Raw genomic sequence first — 17,117 nt, 5'->3', positions numbered from 1 at the left:
CCACCCTAGAGAGGCACTTGCGATGACGGTCACCGACAACGAGACCGGCGGGGAGATCCAGGCGGCCGCCACGCCCCCTCCGGGCTGCCCCATGCACGGCCTGGTCCCCTCCTACCCCTTCGGGGAGCCGGTCGCCACCGACCTGCACCCGAAGTACGCGGAGGTGCGCGAGGAAGCGGCGCTCACCCGCGTCGACATGATCTACGGCGGCGAGGCGTGGCTCGCCACACGCCACGCCGACGTCAAGACGGTCCTCGCCGACCCCCGGTTCAGCCGTGAGGCGACCGTCGGCAAGGACGTCCCCCGGGTCCGCAAGACGTTCGAAGAGCTGAACATCATCAGCATGGACGACCCGGAGCACGGCCGGCTGCGCAAGCTCGTCGCCAAGGCGTTCACCGTCCGCCGGGTGGAGCAGATCCGCCCGCGCGCCCAGGAGATCGCCGACGAGCTGCTCGACAAGATGCTGGCCGGGGGGAACACCGGTGACCTGGCCTCCCAGTACGCCTGGATGCTGCCGATCACCGTCATCTGCGAGATGCTCGACGTCCCGCTCGAGGACCACTACAAGTTCCGCGCCTGGATCGACACCTGGCTGACCCTCGGCGACGAGCACACCGTCGAGGAGATGAACGAGGCGCGCTTCGAGAAGCTCCCCGAGTACATGGCCGACCTCATAGCCAAGCGTCGCGCCGAGCCCGGTGACGACCTGCTGTCCGCGCTCGTCGCCGCCCGCGACGAGCAGGACAAGCTGAGCGAGGAGGAGCTGATCACCATGTCGATCGCCCTCCTCGCGACCGGCCACCACACCACGGCGAACCAGCTCGCCAACCACCTGTACATCCTGCTCACCCGCCGCGAGGAGTGGCAGCGCCTGGTCGACAGCCCGGAGCTGCTCAACACGGCCATCGAGGAGCTGCTGCGCGTCACCCCGCTCAGCCCCTACTCGGAGAACACCCGCATCGCCACCGAGGACCTCGAACTCGGCGGCCAGCAGGTGAAGGCCGGCGAGGCCGTCATGATCTTCCCGGCGGTCGGCAACCGTGACCCGCGGGTCTTCGCGAACCCCGAGGAGCTCGACCTCACCCGCGAGCACAACCCGCACATCGCGTTCGGCCACGGCATCCACCACTGCCTGGGCGCCCCGCTGGCCCGCCTGGAGCTCCAGGTCGCCCTCGGCACCCTGCTGCGCCGGCTGCCCGAGCTCGAACTCGCCGTGCCCGCCGAGGACGTCCCGTGGAAGACCGACAACGTCGTCCGCGGCGTCGCCGGCCTGCCCGTCCGGTGGTGACCCGGTGACCTGGCACATCGAGGTCGACCCGCACGCCTGCATGGGTGCCGGTCTCTGCAACGGCAACCTGCCCGACCGGTTCCGGCTCGAGGGCGGCAAGGCCGTCCCGGTCGAGTCCCGCATCGAGCCGGACGAGGACGTGCTCGACGCCGCCGACTACTGCCCCTACCGGGCCATCAACATCACCGTCGAGGCCACCGGCGAGTCCCTCGTCGCGCTCGACTGAGTCGCGCCCCACGCGTCTCGCCCCGGGCCGTTCCGTACCGCTGTCGCTCCCGCCGCACTCGCCGGCGGGCACGGCTCGGATGCGGAACGGCCCGGGTCCCCGCTCCCCACGCCCTGACCATGAAGACAGGAGAACGGTCGTGACGATCACGACGACCGAGCCGGAGAGAGCTTCCGGCGAGCCGGAAAGAGCCTCCGGCACCGGGCGGCGGCCTGCCGACACCCGCCCGTCCGTACCCTGGTGGCGGCGCCCCTGGGTCGGCCCGCTCGCGACCGTGGCCGCGATATTCATCTTCTACGCGGTGCCGCCCTACCTCACCTTCGACCCGGCGGACTCCAAGATCCCGCCGCACCCCGGCCACGCCTGGCACTACCCGGTGCTCGCGGCCCACGTCGTCTTCGGCACGATCGCCCTGATCACCTGCTGCCTGCAGGTGTGGCCGGTGCTTCGTGACCGCCACCCGCTGGTCCACCGGGTCAGCGGACGCCTGTACGTCATGGCCGGCGTCCTGCCCGCCGCGGTCTGCAGCATCGCCGTCGCGCTGGTCAGCCCGTCCGGTCTCTCGATGCAGCTGGCGACCATCACCTCGTCGACCCTGTGGGCCGGCACCGCGATCATGGGCTTCCGGATGGCCCTGCAGCGCCGCCTCGACGAGCACAAGCGCTGGATGGTCCGCAGCTTCGCGCTGACGCTGTCCATCATCGTCAGCCGTATCCTCGGCGTCGTCTACGACCACACGGTCCTGCCGCCGCCGATCACCACGGACATCCCGACCCTGATCGCCTGGGGTCAGGCCCGTGCCGGACTCGCGTCCTGGCCGGGCTGGATCATTCCTCTCCTCATCGCCGAGTGGTGGCTGATCGAGCGGGGCGCCACCGCCCGCTACAAGGCCCGCGAGGCCCGACGCAAGGCCGCGCTGGCGAAGTCGTCCTGATCCCCCGCCCTCGCGGTACGGACGGACGCACGGACGTACGGACGGAGGCCGCCTCCAGAGTCTGGAGGCGGCCTCCGTCGTATCCGGAACCACCACTACGGCCGGGGAGTTCAGCCCAGCCGCTGCCGCTCACCCGTCGCGGCGGACCGCTTGATCGCGTCCAGCAGACGGTGCGTACGGACCGCCGTGCCGAAGTCGGGGTCGAAGGACTCGCCGGTACGGATCGCCCGGGCCAGGTCCGCGTACACCCGGTGCACGTTGGCCACCGGCGACGGCGCCCCGTTCAGCGCCGGAAGGTAGCGCGACGGCAGCGCGAGCGTCTCGACGGGACCGCCGTTCGCCTCCGCGAGCGTGAGCACGAACTCCGGGCCCACCAGCGAGTCGTCGGTGGAGCGCAGCACGAACCGGCCGGCCCGCCCGTGTACCTCGATGCGGAAGCCGTCGCCCCGCGGACCGCCCGTCATGAAGTGGACGGTCGACGCGGCGCCCGACTCCAGCAGACCCGCCACCACGATCTGGTCCGGCGAGGTCACCGCGAGAGGCTCGCCCGTCTCCTGCAGGGTGATCGTGCGGATCCGGGTCGTCAGGCTCGCGGACAGCTCGGCGAATCCGCCCACGATCGACCCGTACATGTCGAGGGAGTGGCCGCCGACGACCGCCACGTGGTTGACGCCCTTGGTGTGGTCGAACAGCGCCGCGTACCGCTGCGACCAGACCTCCGGCGACGAGATCGAGTAGGTGAGCGAGGTGGACAGCACCTCGCCGACCACGCCCTCCGCGAGCAGGTCGCGCAGGTACCGCACCATCGGGTGGTGCCGGGACTGCAGCCCCACCGCGTGCCGGACGCCGGCCGCCTCCGCGCTCGTCCGGAACCGCTCGGCGGTCTCCGCGTCCAGCGCCAGCGGCCACTCGCTGTACACGTGCTTGCCGGCCGCGATCGCCGCGTCCACCAGGCCGTCCCGCTGCGGGAGTTGGACGGCGACGGTGACCAGGTCGACCTCGGGGTGCTCCATCAGCGCCCGGGCGTCGCCGAAGGCGTGCCGGGCTCCCCACACGCCGGCCGCCGCGTCGGCCGAGGCCTGGCTCGTACCGGCGACCGCGGTGATCTCGTAGTCGTCCTGCGAGGCCGCGAGGGCGGGCAGATGGATGGCGCGTCCCCAGCCGCGTTCGGCGTGCGCCCCGACCACTCCTACTCGGATCCTGTCCGCCACGGTGAAACCCCTTGATCTGTGTTGTCTGTATCTGCAAGTGAAGGAAAGTCGATCTCAGTGATCTGTTGACCGAAAGCCGTTCGCCGAATCAGCCGGGAGTCGGCCGAACCAGTCGAGCCGGTCGAATCGGCCAAGCCTGCCGAGCCGGTTGAACCAGCGCCGAACGGACCGGAGCGCGGCCGGTGAGGAACACCGGCCACGCTCCGGTCCGTAGAGCATCCGGTCGCGTCGACGTCAGTGGATGACGACGGGCTCGGCGGGGGCGGCCGCCGCGTCGGACTTCACGGCCTGGTCGGCGGCCGGCTTGTCCCGCAGGACGAAGAAGGTCACGAGCCAGGCGGCGAGGACGAAGCCGGCGGAGAGCTGGAAGCCGAGGCTGTAGCCGTCCCGCAGCGCCTGCACCTGCTGGGTGCCCTCGGCGATCAGGTTGTTGCTGTAGGTGGTGGCCACGGTGGCGAGGACCGCCAGGCCGACCGCGGCGCCCGCCTGCTGGGCGGTGGTGTTCAGACCGGAGGCGAGACCGGCGTCGGAGGGAGCGGCGCCCGACATGGCCCGCATGATGACCGCCGGGACGGTGAGACCCATGCCGAAGCCCTGGATGATCAGCGTCGGCAGGACGTCCGTGGCGTAGTTGCCGTCGACGGGCGCCCGGCTGAGCAGCAGCAGACCGATGGCGAGGAAGAACAGGCCGGAGAGGAGCACACGGCGGGTGCCGAACTTGGCGGTCAGCTTCGAGGTGAAGAAGAGCGACATGGTGCCGATGACGATCGGCGCCGGCAGGAACGCGAGGCCGGTCTGCATCGAGTCGAAGCCGAGGATCCGCTGGAGGTAGAGGGCGTTGAGGAACTGGAAGCCGAAGCCGGCCGCGAAGAGCAGCACCACCGTGAGGTTGGCGCCGGAGATCTCGCGGTTGCGGAAGATGCGCAGGGCGAGCAGCGGACGCGCGGCCTTGGCCTGGCGGATGAGGAAGCCGACGAGGAACAGGACCGAGAGCGCGCCGTACAGGGAGAGCTCACCGGCGGTGAACGTGTCGTCCGAGACCTGCGAGATGGTGAAGACGCCCAGCGAGAGACCCGCGGTGACCAGGACCGCGCCGATCGCGTCGGCACCGGCCTTCAGACCGAGGCCCGGACGGCCGCTCAGCAGCTTCAGACCGGAGACCAGCGCGACCGCGCCGATCGGCAGGTTGATGAGGAAGACCCAGTGCCAGCCCAGGGTCTCGGTGATGACACCGCCGGCGATGAGGCCGAGCGAGGCGCCGCCCGCGGAGACGAAGCCGTAGATGCCCATGGCCTTGACCTGCTCGCCCGGCTCCTGGTAGAGCCCGATGATCATGCCGAGCACCACGGCGGAGGCCAGCGCGGCACCCACGCCCTGGAGGAAGCGGCCGCCGATCAGCATCTCCTGGTTGGTGGCGATGCCGCACAGCAGGGAGGCGAGGGTGAAGGTCACCAGGCCGGAGAGGAAGACCTTCTTGGTGCCGAGCAGGTCGCCCAGGCGGCCGGAGAGGAGGAGCAGACCGGCGAAGGCGATGAGGTAGGAGTTGACCACCCAGGACAGCCCGCCCTGGGAGAAACCGAGTTCGCTCTGGATGGTGGGCAGGGCGACCGTCACGATCGTCCCGTCCAGGACGATCATCAACTGCATCGCGCAGAGGATGGCGAGCGCCAGCCCGCGCGAGCTGGTTTTCGTCTCTGAAGTCACGGCTCTCTTCTTTCTGAAGTCTCGGGGGAGTTGCTGCACGTGGGCTGACAAGTGCGGCGGACTCAGGGCGGCTGCCTAAGTGCACGTCTTGTTACAGAGACCATGGTCTGGGACCATGGTCCGGAGTGGAAGGAGGCACTTTTATGTCTCAGGGGAACATCGATGTGACCACCGAGGTCAGCGCTCTGAAGGAGTGCGAAACTCCTGCCGCGCAGGCCGCTTGCTCGGTGCTCGAAGTCCTCGGCAGGGTCAGCGGGAAGTGGAGTATCGGCATCCTGCTGGTCACCACCCAGGGCCCGGCCCGTTTCACCGAACTGGAGCGTCAGGTCAAGGGCATCAGCCGCCGCATGCTGACGCTGACCCTGCGCAACCTGGAGCGCGACGGCCTGCTGACCCGCACCGTCTACCCGACCGTGCCGCCGAAGGTCGAGTACACGGCGACGCCGATGGCACGGGAGTTGTACGACTCGCTGGTCGGCCTCACCGGCTGGGCCGAGCGGCACGTCGAGGCGATCGACCGGGCCCGCGTCGACTACGACGAGGTCCTGGCCGCCGCCGGGGCCGGGAAGACCCCGGCCATGGCCGGCTGACGACGGGCGCACCGTACGGGGGAGGACGGGCGCCCGCGTCACCGTCCTCACGCCACCGGAGCCGATGCCGTCAGCCGCTCGCGCAGGCCGTCCACGAGCAGCCCGGCGGAGGCCCGGTCGGCGGCCGCCCCGTACACATAGGTGTCGGGACGGACCAGCACGGTCCGCGCCCGGGTCCCGCCGATGCCCGCGGCACCGCCGATCCCGTCCAGGTACGCCGTGAACGTGCCCTCGACGTCGACGACGTCCAGAACGTCCACGCGACCGCGTACGTCACCGGCGGCGGCATCGCGGCGGCCCGCGGTCTCCGTCCCGTCGGCGTCACGCAACCACACCAGCCGCGCCCCGAGCCGCGCGAGGAACTCCCGCTGCCCGGCGTCCAGGAGCTCCGCCGGATCGTCCCGGGAGACGAACGCGAAGCCCTGGCCCACGACCTCGTCGAACAGACCCACCGCGCCGCCGTCCGCCGACACCCTCGGCTGCGGCACCTGGTCACCGGAGCCGGGCCGTCGCCGGCCCTTCTCGTCGCGGTTCAACAGCCCCTTGGTGAGCGGCTGGAACGGCGACTGCTGGGGACGGGCCAGGTTGCGCTCGCGGGTCGCGATCATCACCTCGTCGCGGTCGGCGGCCGCCTTGGCGTCGGTCTGACAGATGACCTTGCCGAGGTTCACGGACATGCCGATCGCGTGCTGCACATGGGCGCGCCGTTCCTCGACGTACGTGTCGAGCAGCGACTCCCCGGCGAACCCGGACAGCACCAGGTCCAGCTTCCACACCAGGTTGGCGACGTCCCGGAACCCCGAGCTCATGCCCTGCCCCGCGAACGGCGGCATCAGGTGCGCGGCGTCCCCGGCGATCAGCAGCCGTCCGGAGCGCCACTCCTTGACGGTGCTCGCCTGGAAGGCGTACACCGCGTGCCGTTCCATGACCCCGTCCTCGGGGGTGATCCCGCAGAGCTCGAGGAGCCGCCACGCCGTCTCGGCGGTGTCCATCTCCTCCTTGCGCTCACCGGGCAGGAGCATGAACTCCCACCGCCGGTGCCCGGGCCCCGCCGACACCTGGGTGCGCGGCCGGGCCGGGTCGCAGATCTGGAGGTTGTTCGGGACGAACTCGCGCCGGTCGTGCAGGACCATGTCGCAGATCAGCCACTCGTGGTGGAAGCCCAGATCGACGGCCGGCGAACCGATGCGGCGGCGCACGAAGCTGTTGGCGCCGTCGCAGCCCACGATCCAGCGGCCGCGCAGGAGTCGCCGCTCCCCGTCCCGGCTCTCGACGGCCAGTTCCACGCCGTCGCCGGTCTCGGTCAGGTCGACGGCCTCGTACCCGCGCAACACGGTCAGCTGCGGGAGCTCCTCGCCACGCGCGATCAGCGCGGACTCCAGGCCCGGCTGGTACATGGACGTCGACTCGGGCCAGCCGTTGCGGCCGTGCTCCTCGGCGGCGCCGATGTACAGCAGGTCCTGGCCGGCGCCGTTGCGCCACATGTAGTCACCGGACGGCTCGCCGACCGAGGCCAGGTGGTCGGCCACCCCGGCCGCGGCCAGGATGCGGGCCGCCTCGCCGTCGAAGGCGACCGCGCGCGGCATCGTGTACGGCCGGGCGTGCCGCTCCACGACGATCACCCGGCGGCCCCGCAGGGCCATCAGGTTCGCGAGGACCTGCCCCACCGGGCCGTATCCGACGACCAGCAGATCGGCCTCGTCATCGGGCCACCACGCGTCGCTCGTAGCCGACGCAGACATCGTGCTCTCCTCTCGCCCAGGTCGGGCCGGTCAGTCCTGCAGCAGGATGTTCTTGATCACGGCGTCGAGGTCGGGCTGCTTGACCAGGACCCGCACCGTCTCCCGCCCGTCCTCCACGGTCAGCAGCCGCCGGCCGGTCAGCGTGAGCTGACCGTTCTCCAGGGCCCGCCCACGGATGTACGTGACGTTCGCGGCCAGCATCCGGGCGTACTCGTCGAGGACCGGGTTCTCCGCGTCCAGCCACTCGGAGAACTCCCGGGCCGTGAGCCGGAAGCGGTGGATGGTCGCCCACTCGCCGTCGCGCGGCTTGCGCTCCAGGTAGTGGAAGCCCTCGCCGTCGGGGTCGGCGGCCGAGGACTCCACGACACGGAACTCGCTGCCGTACTGCTCCTGCGCCTCCGGCGAGACCCGTACGGGCTCGATCAGCGACGGGCCGGAGTAGCCGACGTCGGCGAGGTACCACTCGCCGTCGACGCGGACACCGTTGAAGAGGTGCTCGAGCTCGGGGCCGAAGGAGCCGTCCGGGCCGCGCACGCCGGCCGAGAAGACCACCACCTCGAAGCCGAGGCGGCCGAGCAACGCCCGGAACAGTCCGTTGAGTTCGTAGCAGACGCCGCCGCGCCCGCCGACGATGACCTCCTTGAAGACCAGGTCGACGTCGATGTCGACGCCGTCCCAGATCGCCGTACCGCGCTCCGCGTTGAGGAAGTTGTCGAACGGGACGGTCATCAGGTGCGCCTTGTGGAGGACCCGCAGGGTCTCCAGGGTGGGCGCCGGGTGCGGGCCGGTGTGGCCGAGTTTCCCGAGGTAGTGGTCGATGTCGAACATGCTGGTGTCCGTACCTTTCAGGAGGGCGTGCGTCGGGAGCGGTGGGGTGTCAGGCCTGGGCCGCGGCGGGTTCGGCGACCTTGCCGAGGAGGAACTCGGCGACCATCGACGGCGTCGGGTGGTCGAACAGCAGCATCACGGGCAGCTCGACGGCGAGCTCCTCGGCGAGCCGGTTGCGCAGCTCGACGGCGGTCAGCGAGTTGAAGCCCACGTCGAAGAACGCCTCGTCGTCGTCGACCTCGTCCGCGTCCGCGTGGCCGAGGACGGCGGCCGTCTCGGTCCGCACCAGGTCGAGCAGGGCCTCGGAGCGCTCCTCGCCGGTCAGGCCGGCCAGCCGCTCGGCGAACGATTCCTCGGACGACGTCATGTCGTTCTCCTCCTCAGGGTCGGTGAAGTCTGCGGCCGACAGCCCGGCGGCGCCCGCGCCGGTGGGCTGGACCTGCGCGAGCCAGTACTGGCGGCGCTGGAACGGGTAGGTGGGCAGCTCGACCCGCGGGGGACGGGTCTCGCCGAGCGCCGGCGCCCAGTCGAGCGCGACGCCACGGACGTGCAGTTCGGCGGCCGAGGTGAGGAAGCGCTGGAGGTCGCCGTCGTTGCGGCGCAGCGACCCGCCCACCACGGTGGGGGCGCCCGCGCGTCCCTCGGCGATCTCGCGCACCGGCATGTTGAGCACCGGGTGGGCGCTGATCTCGACGAACGTACGGAATCCGGCGTCCACGAGCTTCTCGACGGACTCGCCGAACCGCACCTGGTGACGCAGGTTGCTGTACCAGTAGCGGCCATCGAGGGGGGTGGTGTCGAGCCAGTCGGCGCGCAGCGTGGAGAACAGGGGGATGGTCGGGGGGTGGGGAGCCAACCCGTCCAGGACGCGTGCGAGTTCGTCTTCGATGCGTTCGACGTGGCTGGTGTGGGAGGCGTAGTCGACGGGGATCTTGCGGGCGCGGATGCCGTCGGTCTCGTAGGTGGTGTGGAGTTGGTCGAGGGCGTCGGCGTCGCCGGCGACGACGGTGGAGGTGGGGCCGTTGACGGCGGCTATTTCGATGCGGCCGTCGTAGGCGGTGATGTGGGTCTGGACGTCGGTGAGGGGCAGGGGGATGGACATCATGCCGCCGTGTCCGGCGAGGTGGGCGGCGATGGCCTGGCTGCGGAGGGTGACGATGCGGGCGGCGTCGTCGAGGGTGAGGGCGCCGGAGATGTGGGCTGCGGCTATCTCGCCTTGGGAGTGGCCGATGACGGCGTCGGGGGTCAGGCCGTGGTGTTGCCAGAGGCGGGCGAGGGAGACCATGACGGCGAAGGAGGCGGGCTGGACGACGTCGACGCGGTGGAAGTCGGCGGCGTCTTCGGTCTGCCGGATGACGTCGAGGAGGTTCCAGTCGACGTAGGCGGCCAGGGCCTTGGCGCAGTCCTCCATGGCTTCGGCGAAGACGGGGGAGGAGTCGAGGAGCTGGGCTCCCATGCCGGCCCACTGGGCGCCCTGGCCGGGGAAGACGAACGCGGTCTTGCCGTCCACGTCCGCCGTACCCGTCACGACATGGGTGGACGACTCGCCCTCGGCGAGCGCCTTCAGGCCGCTCGTGAGCTCCTCGCGGTCGGCACCGACGACCACCGCACGCCGGTCGAGCCGCGCCCGCTCGAAGGCCAGCGCGTGGCCGACCGCGACGGAGTCGAGCTGCTCGGCACCGGTCAGCAGACGCTCGGCCTGGGCGCGCAGGGCGTTGGGGGTCTTGGCGGAGAGCAGCCACGGCACGACACCGGGCGTACCGGCCTCGGAGCCGGGCTCCACCGTCTCCTGCGCCGCGGCGTTCGGGGCCTGCTCGATGATGACGTGGGCGTTGGTGCCGCTGACGCCGAAGGAGGAGACGGCGGCGCGGCGCGGACGATCGGCCTCGGGCCACGGGCGGGCCTCGGTGAGCAGCTCCACCGCACCCGCCGACCAGTCGACCTTCGTCGACGGCTCGTCGACGTGCAGGGTCTTGGGCAGGACGCCGTGGCGGATCGCCTCGACCATCTTGATGATGCCCGCGACACCGGCCGCCGACTGGGCGTGCCCGATGTTCGACTTCAGCGAGCCCAGCCACAGCGGACGGTCGGCCTCACGGCCCTTGCCGTACGTGGCGAGCAGCGCCTGCGCCTCGATCGGGTCACCGAGCGTGGTGCCCGTACCGTGCGCCTCCACCGTGTCGACATCGGCCGGCGTGAGCCCGGCGTTCTTCAGCGCGGCACGGATGACACGCTGCTGCGACGGGCCGTTGGGAGCGGTGAGACCGTTCGAGGCGCCGTCCTGGTTGACCGCCGAGCCCCGGACGACCGCGAGCACGGTGTGCCCGAGACGCTCGGCGTCGGAGAGCCGCTCCACCAGGAGCACGCCCACGCCTTCCGCCCAGCCCGTGCCGTCGGCGGCCTCCGCGAAGGCCTTGCAGCGGCCGTCGGTGGCCAGACCGCGCTGACGCGAGAACTCGACGAAGACGCCCGGGGTACCCATGACCGCCGCGCCGCCCGCGAGGGCCATGTCGATCTCGCCGTTGCGCAGCGCCTGCACCGCGAGGTGCAGGGCCACCAGCGAGGACGAGCACGCCGTGTCCACGGTGATCGCGGGGCCTTCGAGACCGAGGGTGTACGAGACCCGGCCCGAGGCCACGCTGCCGGAGTTCCCGGTGCCGAGGAAGCCCTCGAGGCCCTTCGGCGAGAACTCGAGACCCGGCGCGTAGTCGTGGTACATCACGCCCGAATACACGCCGACCTTGCTGCCGTGCAGCGCGCTCGGGTCGATGCCGGCCCGCTCGAAGGCCTCCCAGGAGGTCTCCAGGAGCAGCCGCTGCTGCGGGTCCATCGCGAGCGCCTCGCGCGGCGAGATCCCGAAGAACCCCGCGTCGAACTCGCCCGCCTCGTGCAGGAAGCCGCCCTCACTCACGTACGAGGTGCCCGACCGCTCCGGGTCCGGGTCGAAGAGCCGCTCCAGGTCCCAGCCGCGGGTCTCGGGGAAGCCGGACACGGCGTCCGCGCCCTCGTCGACCAGGCGCCACAACTCCTCCGGCGTGGACACCCCGCCGGGCAGCCGGCACGCCATGCCCACCAGGGCGATCGGCTCGCGGGCGGCATCCGATATGCGCTGGTTCTCGAGCTTCAGCCGCTCGTTCTCCATGAGTGAGGCGCGCAGCGCCTCGACGAGCTTGTCGCTGGGCGTCGTTCCCATCGTTTCCTCCACTGTCACAGTCCGTAGGTATCGGTCGGTCGGCGCTCAGGCGCCGAGGGCGCCCAGGGCGCGGGCCACGAGGTCGTCGGCGTCCATGGAGGCGATCCGGTCGAGCTCCTCGGCGGTGGCGGCTTCCGCCTCGGCCGACGACTGCGCCGGGACCCCGTCGGCCCGTACGTCCTCGGCCGGTTCCTCGTCCTGGGGGACCAGCTCGGCCAGGAGGTGCCGGGTCAGCGCGGCCGGGGTCGGGTAGTCGAAGATCAGCGTGGCGGGCAGGCGGATGCCGGTCGCCGTGGCGAGCCGGTTGCGCAGCTCGACGGCGGTCAGCGAGTCGAAGCCGACGTCCTTGAACGGCTGCTCGGCCCGGACCGGCGTGTCGCCGAGGACGGTCGACGCGTGGCTCCGTACGAGGTCGAGGAGGCGTCGCTGCCGGTCGGCCTCGGGGAGCGCCGCGAGCTGGTCCGCCAGGGACTCCTCGACGGCCTCCGCGCTGTGCGCGGCCTTGCGCGGGACACGTACCAGCCCCTGGAGGACGACCTGGAGCCGGCCGTCGGCCGCGGCGGACCGCAGGGCGGGGAAGTTCATCTTGCTGGTCACGAGCGCCGGGTGTGGCGATCGCATGCCCGCGTCGAGGAGGGCCATGCCCTCCTCGGCGGTGAGCGCCGAGGCGCCCTGGCGGCTCATACGGCTCTGGTCGCCGCTGTCCAGGTGCCCGGTCATGCCGCTCGCGTCGCCCCACAGGCCCCAGGCCAGGGAGACGGCCGGGGTGCCTTCGGTGCGGAGCCGGTGGGCGTAGGCGTCGAGGGCGGCGTTGGCGGCGGCGTAGTTGGCCTGTCCGGGGTTGCCGAGGGTGCCGGCGGCGGAGGAGAAGAGGACGAAGGCGGTGAGACCGAGGTCCTTGGTGGCCTCGTGGAGGACCTGGGCGGCGTCCGTCTTCGGGGTGAGGACGGTGTCCAGGTGGCGGGCGGTCTGGGCGGTGATGGTGGCGTCGTCGAGGACACCGGCCGTGTGGATGACGGCGGTCAGGGGGTGGGCCGGGTCGATGGTGGAGAGGAGGGAGCCGACCTGGCCGGCGTCCGTGGCGTCGGTCGCGGTGATGGTGACGGTGGCGCCGAGGGCGGTGAGGTCCTGGTGGAGCTGGTCGGCTCCGGGGCTCGCCGGTCCGCGTCGGCTGATGAGGTGGAGGTGGGTGATGCCGTGCTCGGTGATGAGGTGGCGGGCGGTGAGGGCGCCGAGGGTGCCGGTGCCGCCGGTGATCAGGACGGTGCCGTCGCCGTCGAGGGGGCTGGTGGTGTCTTCCACGGTGGTGCGGGCCAGGCGCGGGACGGTGATCTTGCCGCCGGTCAGGGCGAGCTGGGGTTCACCGGTGGCCAGGGCCGCGTGGAGGAGCGACGTCGACGCCTGTGCGGAGTCGGTGTCGACGAGGACCAGGCGGTCCGGGTGCTCGTTCTGCGCGGTACGGACCAGGCCCCAGACCGCCGCCTGTGCCGGGTCGCCGACCGCGTCGCGGGTCAGGACGACGAGGCGGGTGTCGTCCGCGTCGGTGGCCAGGTGGGCCTGGACTGCGGTGAGGACACGGCCGGTGAGGGCGCGTACGTCCTCGGTGCTGCCGGTCAGGTCCAGCACCGGCCAGTCCGTGCCGGTCGTGGTGCCCGGAGCGGCGATCTCCTGCCACTCCACCCGGAACAGCGAGTCCCGCAGCGGGTCCTGTCCCTCACCGAGACGGCTCGCGTCCACGGCGCGGAACGTCAGGCGGCCGACCGTGGCGACCGGTGCGCCCGCGCTGTCCGCCGCCTCGACGGTGACCGTCTCGCCGCCCTGGGGCGCGAGTCGGATCCGCAGCCGGGCGGCGCCCGTGGCGTGCAGGGTCACCCCGTTCCAGGCGAACGGCAGCAGCGTCCTGCCCTCGGCGCCCTGCGGCCCGGTGCCGAAGGCCGCGGTGTGCAGGGCCGCGTCGAGCAGCGCCGGGTGCAGACCGAACGCGGCCGCGTCACCCGCGGCCTCGTCGGGCAGCGCGACCTCGGCGAACAGCTCGTCGCCCCGGCGCCACACCTTCCGCAGCCCCTGGAACGCCGGCCCGTACTCGTAACCGGCGGCGTAGCGCAGGTCGTAGAAGTCGTCGACGGACAGCCCCTCCGCACCCTGCGGCGGCCAGACGCCGAAGTCGTACGCGTCGGCCCGGGCGGCACCGGCAGCGGCCGCGGCGGCGGTGAAGCCGGTGGCGTGCCGTACCCAGGACTCGGCGTCCTCGGCGCGCGAGTGGATGGTCACCGGACGGCGGCCGAACTCGTCGAGCCCGCCCACGGCCACCTGGACGCGCACCGCGCCCGACGCCGGAAGCGTCAGCGGCGCCTCGATGACCAGCTCGTCGAGGATCCCCGTACCGACCTGGTCGCCGGCGCGCACGGCCAGCTCCACCAGCGCGGTACCGGGCAGCAGGACGGTGCCGGAGACGGCATGGTCGGCGAGCCACGGGTGGCTCTTCAGGGAGAGCCGGCTGGTGGCCAGCACCCCGCCGGAGTCCGGGAGTTCGAGCAGGGCGCCGAGCAGCGGGTGTTCGGCCGCGTCGAGGCCGGCACTGCCGACGTCGCCGGCCTTGTCGGTCTTCTCCAGCCAGTAGCGGCTGCGCTGGAACGCGTACGTGGGCAGCTCGACCAGGCGCGGCGGCCGGGCGTCGGCGAGGACCGGATGCCAGTCGACCTTCACGCCGCGGACGTGCAGGGTCGCGAGCGAGGTGAGGAAGCGCGCCGTCGTGTCCTCGCCGCGGCGCAGGGTCCCGGTGGTGACCGAGGGCGAGTCGGCGTGGGTGTCGAGGACGTCCTGGACCGCCATGGAGACCACGGGGTGGGCGCTGACCTCGACGAAGACCCGGAAGTCGTCGGCGACGAGCTTCTCGATCGACTCGCCGAACCGGACCTGGTGGCGCAGGTTGCTGTACCAGTAGCCGGCGCCCATGGCCGTGGTGTCGAGCCAGTCCGCCTGCAGGGTGGAGAAGAGCGGGATCGTCGCCGCCAGCGGCTTCACGTCGGCGAGGACGCGTGCGAGTTCGTCTTCGATGCGTTCGACGTGGCTGGTGTGGGAGGCGTAGTCGACGGGGATCTTGCGGGCGCGGATGCCGTCGGTTTCGTAGGTGGTGTGGAGTTGGTCGAGGGCGTCGGCGTCGCCGGCGACGACGGTGGAGGTGGGGCCGTTGACGGCGGCTATTTCGATGCGGCCGTCGTAGGCGGTGATGTGGGTCTGGACGTCGGTGAGGGGCAGGGGGATGGACATCATGCCGCCGTGTCCGGCGAGGTGGGCGGCGATGGCCTGGCTGCGGAGGGTGACGATGCGGGCGGCGTCGTCGAGGGTGAGGGCGCCGGAGATGTGGGCTGCGGCTATCTCGCCTTGGGAGTGGCCGATGACGGCGTCGGGGGTGAGGCCGTGGTGTTGCCAGAGGCGGGCGAGGGAGACCATGACGGCGAAGGAGGCGGGCTGGACGACGTCGACGCGGTGGAAGTCGGCGGCGTCTTCGGTCTGCCGGATGACGTCGAGGAGGTTCCAGTCGACGTACGGAGCGAAGGCCTTGGCGCAGTCCTCCATGGCTTCGGCGAAGACGGGGGAGGAGTCGAGGAGCTGGGCTCCCATGCCGGCCCACTGGGCGCCCTGGCCGGGGAAGACGAACGCGGTCTTGCCGTCCACGTCCGCCGTACCCGTGACCAGCTCGGCGGCCGGCTCACCCGCCGCCAACGCCCGCAGACCCGCGGCGAATCCTTCCTGCTCCTGACCCGTCACCACGGCACGCTCCGTGAAGAGCGCGCGCGAGGTCAGCAGCGTGTGCGCGACGTCCACCGGGGCGAGGCCCTCGATGCCGGCGGCGAGCCTGCCGCCCTGGGCGCGCAGGGCGTGCGGGGTCTTGGCGGAGATCAGCCACGGCACGACACCGGGCGTACCGGCCTCGGCCTCGGTCTCCTCCGTCTCGCCGGCCTCGGCCGGCACCGCCTGCTCGATGATGACGTGGGCGTTGGTGCCGCTGACGCCGAACGCCGAGACGGCGGCACGGCGGGGGCGGTCGACCTCGGGCCAGGGGCGGGCCTCGGTGAGGAGTTCCACCTTGCCGGCCGACCAGTCGACCTTCGTCGACGGCTGGTCGACGTGGAGGGTCTGGGGCAGGACGCCGTGGCGGATCGCCTGGACCATCTTGATGATGCCGGCGACACCGGCAGCCGACTGGGCGTGACCGATGTTCGACTTCAGCGAGCCGAGCCACAGCGGGTGTTCGGCCTCACGGCCCTTGCCGTACGTGGCGAGCAGCGCCTGCGCCTCGATCGGGTCACCGAGCGTGGTGCCGGTGCCGTGCGCCTCGACCGCGTCGACGTCGTCACCGGTGAGCCCGGCGTTCTTCAGCGCGGCACGGATGACGCGCTGCTGGGAAGGGCCGTTGGGGGCGGTGAGGCCGTTGGACGCGCCGTCCTGGTTGACCGCCGTACCGCGGACGACCGCGAGCACGGTGTGCCCGAGACGCTCGGCGTCGGAGAGCCGCTCCACCAGGATGACGCCGACGCCCTCGGCCCAGCCCGTGCCGTCGGCGCCGTCCGCGAAGGCCTTGCAGCGGCCGTCGGTCGACAGACCGCGCTGACGGGAGAACTCCACGAACGTGCCGGGCGTGGCCATGATCGCGGCGCCGCCGGCGAGGGCCATGTCGATCTCGCCGTTGCGCAGCGCCTGCACCGCGAGGTGCAGGGCCACCAGCGAGGACGAGCACGCCGTGTCCAGCGTGACGGACGGGCCTTCGAGGCCCAGGGTGTAGGAGACCCGGCCGGAGGCGACGGCGGGGGCCGTGCCGGTGCTCAGGTAGCCCTCGACCTCGGCCGGCGCGTTCTCCATGTCCGTCGCGTAGTCGTGGTACATGACGCCCGAGTACACGCCGACCCGGCTGCCGCGCAGCCCCGTCGGGTTGATGCCGGCCCGCTCGAACGTCTCCCAGGACGTCTCCAGGAGGAGCCGCTGCTGGGGGTTCATCGACAGCGCCTCGCGCTGGTTGATGCCGAAGAACCCGGCGTCGAACTCCGTGGCGCCGTCGAGGAACCCGCCCTCGCTGACGTACGAGGTGCCCCGGCGCTCGGGGTCCGGGTCGAAGAGCCGCTCCAGGTCCCAGCCCCGGTCCTCGGGGAACCCGGCGACGGCGTCGCCGCCCGCGTCGACCAGCTGCCACAGCTCGTCGGGCGTGGTCACCCCGCCCGGGAGGCGGCACGCCATCCCGACGATGGCGATCGGCTCGGACTTGGCGGCCTCCACGTCACGGAGCCGCTTGTTGGCCTGCTTGAGGTCGACCAGGGCCCGCTTCAGGTAGTCGCGGAGCTTCTGGTTGTCGGTGGTGCTGCCTGTGGTGGTGTCGGTGGTGCTGCTGGACTCGTTGGACATG

General features: G+C 71.8%; 10 protein-coding genes. 4 read left to right on the top strand and 6 right to left on the bottom strand.

The window, feature by feature from the left end; all coding sequences use genetic code 11:
- The first annotated feature begins 22 nt into the window (after nucleotides 1–22).
- From OG580_RS10940 to OG580_RS10930, 3 genes are all read left to right on the top strand, one after another.
- Nucleotides 23–1,288 carry a cytochrome P450 gene (locus OG580_RS10940; RefSeq protein ID WP_267043463.1) on the top strand — a complete coding sequence of 422 codons (1,266 nt, stop codon included), beginning with the start codon at nucleotides 23–25 and terminating at the stop codon, nucleotides 1,286–1,288.
- A 4-nt stretch (nucleotides 1,289–1,292) separates the two neighbouring features.
- Nucleotides 1,293–1,514, top strand: coding sequence for a ferredoxin (locus OG580_RS10935; protein WP_267043462.1), 222 nt, complete (start codon nucleotides 1,293–1,295; stop codon nucleotides 1,512–1,514).
- Nucleotides 1,515–1,653: 139 nt separating this feature from the next.
- Entirely contained in the window at nucleotides 1,654–2,448 is a 795-nt protein-coding gene (locus OG580_RS10930; protein ID WP_267043461.1) for a DUF2306 domain-containing protein, read from the top strand.
- Nucleotides 2,449–2,558: 110 nt separating this feature from the next.
- On the opposite strand, the gene OG580_RS10925 is transcribed toward OG580_RS10930, so the two are convergent.
- Complete coding sequence (locus OG580_RS10925; protein ID WP_267043460.1) at nucleotides 2,559–3,659, bottom strand: Gfo/Idh/MocA family protein; 1,101 nt, start codon at nucleotides 3,657–3,659, stop codon at nucleotides 2,559–2,561.
- A gap of 234 nt (nucleotides 3,660–3,893) precedes the next feature.
- Nucleotides 3,894–5,363 carry an MFS transporter gene (locus OG580_RS10920; protein ID WP_267043459.1) on the bottom strand — a complete coding sequence of 490 codons (1,470 nt, stop codon included), beginning with the start codon at nucleotides 5,361–5,363 and terminating at the stop codon, nucleotides 3,894–3,896.
- Between the two features lie 143 nt (nucleotides 5,364–5,506).
- Between OG580_RS10920 and OG580_RS10915 the strand changes: the two genes are divergently transcribed.
- Nucleotides 5,507–5,953 (top strand): helix-turn-helix domain-containing protein, encoded by a 447-nt coding sequence (locus OG580_RS10915; RefSeq protein WP_267043458.1) that lies wholly within the window; start codon nucleotides 5,507–5,509, stop codon nucleotides 5,951–5,953.
- A gap of 47 nt (nucleotides 5,954–6,000) precedes the next feature.
- On the opposite strand, the gene OG580_RS10910 is transcribed toward OG580_RS10915, so the two are convergent.
- From OG580_RS10910 to OG580_RS10895, 4 genes are read right to left on the bottom strand one after another with little or no spacing between them, the layout of a single operon-like run.
- Nucleotides 6,001–7,695, bottom strand: coding sequence for a bifunctional 3-(3-hydroxy-phenyl)propionate/3-hydroxycinnamic acid hydroxylase (locus OG580_RS10910; protein ID WP_267043457.1), 1,695 nt, complete (start codon nucleotides 7,693–7,695; stop codon nucleotides 6,001–6,003).
- Nucleotides 7,696–7,725: 30 nt separating this feature from the next.
- The gene (locus OG580_RS10905) at nucleotides 7,726–8,523 is read right to left on the bottom strand and encodes an arylamine N-acetyltransferase (protein ID WP_267043456.1); all 798 of its coding nucleotides are present in this window, start codon (nucleotides 8,521–8,523) and stop codon (nucleotides 7,726–7,728) included.
- 49 nt (nucleotides 8,524–8,572) lie between these two features.
- Nucleotides 8,573–11,716, bottom strand: coding sequence for a beta-ketoacyl synthase N-terminal-like domain-containing protein (locus OG580_RS10900; RefSeq protein WP_267043455.1), 3,144 nt, complete (start codon nucleotides 11,714–11,716; stop codon nucleotides 8,573–8,575).
- A gap of 45 nt (nucleotides 11,717–11,761) precedes the next feature.
- Nucleotides 11,762–17,116, bottom strand: coding sequence for a type I polyketide synthase (locus tag OG580_RS10895; RefSeq protein ID WP_267043454.1), 5,355 nt, complete (start codon nucleotides 17,114–17,116; stop codon nucleotides 11,762–11,764).
- Nucleotide 17,117 lies beyond the last annotated feature (1 nt).

It is taken from the genome of Streptomyces sp. NBC_00094 (assembly GCF_026343125.1).
Classification (GTDB): domain Bacteria; phylum Actinomycetota; class Actinomycetes; order Streptomycetales; family Streptomycetaceae; genus Streptomyces.
This window is presented reverse-complemented; position numbering and strand designations above follow the sequence as displayed.

Coding starts and splice junctions, on each gene's coding strand:
- OG580_RS10940 (WP_267043463.1), top strand. CDS start 23: ATGACGGTCACCGACAACGAGACCGGCGGGGAGATCCAGGCGGCCGCC.
- OG580_RS10915 (WP_267043458.1), top strand. CDS start 5,507: ATGTCTCAGGGGAACATCGATGTGACCACCGAGGTCAGCGCTCTGAAG.
- OG580_RS10910 (WP_267043457.1), bottom strand. CDS start 7,695: ATGTCTGCGTCGGCTACGAGCGACGCGTGGTGGCCCGATGACGAGGCC.
- OG580_RS10905 (WP_267043456.1), bottom strand. CDS start 8,523: ATGTTCGACATCGACCACTACCTCGGGAAACTCGGCCACACCGGCCCG.
- OG580_RS10900 (WP_267043455.1), bottom strand. CDS start 11,716: ATGGGAACGACGCCCAGCGACAAGCTCGTCGAGGCGCTGCGCGCCTCA.
- OG580_RS10895 (WP_267043454.1), bottom strand. CDS start 17,116: ATGTCCAACGAGTCCAGCAGCACCACCGACACCACCACAGGCAGCACC.